At 64.4% G+C, this 1,879-nt stretch carries 3 protein-coding genes; 2 read left to right on the forward strand and 1 reads right to left on the reverse strand.

The window, feature by feature from the left end:
- A partial coding sequence (locus EN984_RS32995) for a LysR family transcriptional regulator (protein ID WP_127384284.1) occupies positions 1-636 on the reverse strand: 636 nt, incomplete at its 3' end.
- Between the two features lie 94 nt (positions 637-730).
- Between EN984_RS32995 and EN984_RS33000 the strand changes: the two genes are divergently transcribed.
- Both EN984_RS33000 and EN984_RS33005 read left to right on the forward strand, forming a co-directional pair.
- Complete coding sequence (locus tag EN984_RS33000; protein WP_127271618.1) at positions 731-952, forward strand: hypothetical protein; 222 nt, start codon at positions 731-733, stop codon at positions 950-952.
- A gap of 115 nt (positions 953-1,067) precedes the next feature.
- The coding region (locus EN984_RS33005) for a YbfB/YjiJ family MFS transporter (RefSeq protein WP_127384285.1) at positions 1,068-1,879 on the forward strand (812 nt) is incomplete at its 3' end.

The raw sequence follows: 1,879 nt of genomic DNA on the forward strand, positions 1-1,879 counted from the left end.
GAAGGTGACAGGCGGAACGCCTGCTGTCTCGAACCAGCTTTCCCAGTTGATCATTGCCCGCTCGTCGGTGATCGCGCAGGTCTGGGCAAGATCCTCGATCGACTTCAGTTTTTGGGCGATCGCCGGCGCGCAGACCGGGAAGACTTCCTGCGCCAAGAGCAGTTCCGTGCGTCCGCCCGGCCATTTGCCGTCGCCGAGCCGGATGGCGATGTCGATGTCCGAGTGATCGAGATTGGCCAGCCGCACCGAAGCGTCGATGCGCAGCAGCACTTTGGGATGCCGGTCGAAGTGGCGAGATAGTCTGGGCAACAGCCACTTCGAGGCAAAGGCCGGCGCCACCGAAACCACCAATGTGCATTGCGTAGCCTCGTCGGCCAGGGCCACGGCCTGGGAAAGCTCACGAAATCCAGCACCGAGGCGGGCCGCGAAGACGGCGCCGAATTCGGTCAGCACCAGACCGCTCGCCGTTCGCTCGAACAGCGCCTGGCCGAGCTGTTTTTCGGTACGGCTGATCTGCTGGCTGACGGCGCTGACGGAAACGTTGAGCTCACCGGCCGCCGCCGCCAGCGATCCGAGACGGGCAACGGTTTCGACGGCGCGGAGGCCGTTGAGATGGACGCGGTTGAGCATGGCCATTGAGTTTTTCTAAACTGATCCGGCTGAAATCTCAATTGATAGGCATATCGAAACGGCAGATTTTGTCGGGAGAGACAGACCTGTGGAGCCGGAAATGTTAGGGATTTTGTCGTCGTCGCTGAAGGTCTTTTTCACTGCGAGCAGGCCGTATGAGCCGCGCCCGGACGGCGAGGCGCAGAGATGGCTGATCGATCCGCTTTCGCATCCGGTGCTGAACACCATGTCGGAGCGCGAACTGGGCGATGTGCCGTTCAGGCTGACGGCACGGCGGACAGTGCACGAAACGGCTCCGCTACGCGCCGGCGGTCGCTGCTGAGCAGGCGCGAAGCGTTCGGCTTGGGGAAAGTCGAGGCGAGCACCGCGTCCCGCGCACGCACTGGCCCAACAGATGGCGATTGTTTCAGCGATCCCTGCACTTATTGTGCAGTGCAATGACATCGGCCACCTCGACAGCGCTGCGTTTCGCCTTCGCCGGCATGATTGCCATGGCGATTGCCATGGGCATCGGCCGTTTCGTCTACACGCCGATCCTGCCCGGCATGATGCAGGAACTGCATCTGTCGCCGGCCGATGCCGGCTGGATCGCCTCGGCCAACTATCTCGGCTATCTCGTCGGCGCGTTGGCGGCGGCGGGCGGCTGGGCGCATGGGCGCGAGCGCCTGCTGATGCTGGCGGGGCTTGGCGCCAGTGCGGTCCTTGCCGCGCTGATGGGGCTGACCGAAGCGATGGCGGCCTTTCTCGCCATCCGCTTTCTGGCCGGTCTGGCCAGCGCCTTCGTCATGGTGTTCATGGCCAGCATCGTGTTCAGCCATATCGCGGCTGCCGGTCGCAACGACCTGCAGGCCTGGCATTTCGGCGGCGTCGGGCTCGGCATAGCGGCATCGGCGGCGATGATGGCGGTGCTGGTCGCCGAGCATTCGGGCTGGGCGGCAGGCTGGCTATGGTCGGCGGCGATTTCGGCCTGCGGTTTCGTCCTCGTGGCTCTGTTGGTCAATGAGGGTCCGCTCGGCAACGGCGAAGTCCCCCGCGAGCCGGCACTGCGGATGGACCGGTCGTTGGTCAAGGTCATCATCGCCTACGGCCTGTTCGGCTTTGGCTATGTGGTGACGGCGACATTCCTGGTCGCCATCGTCCGGCAAGGCGGCGGCAGCCGCGTCTTCGAGGCCATTGTGTGGATGGTCGCCGGTCTTGCGGGCTTTCCCTCGGTCTGGTTCTGGCAGAAGATCGCGGCGCGGACCGGCCT

The sequence above is a fragment of the Mesorhizobium sp. M7A.F.Ca.CA.004.12.1.1 genome, assembly GCF_003997835.1.
Taxonomy (GTDB): Bacteria; Pseudomonadota; Alphaproteobacteria; order Rhizobiales; family Rhizobiaceae; genus Mesorhizobium.

Bases quoted from the DNA above. Each gene is read 5' to 3' on its own strand.
- EN984_RS33000 (WP_127271618.1), top strand. From the start codon at position 731: ATGTTAGGGATTTTGTCGTCGTCGCTGAAGGTCTTTTTCACTGCGAGC.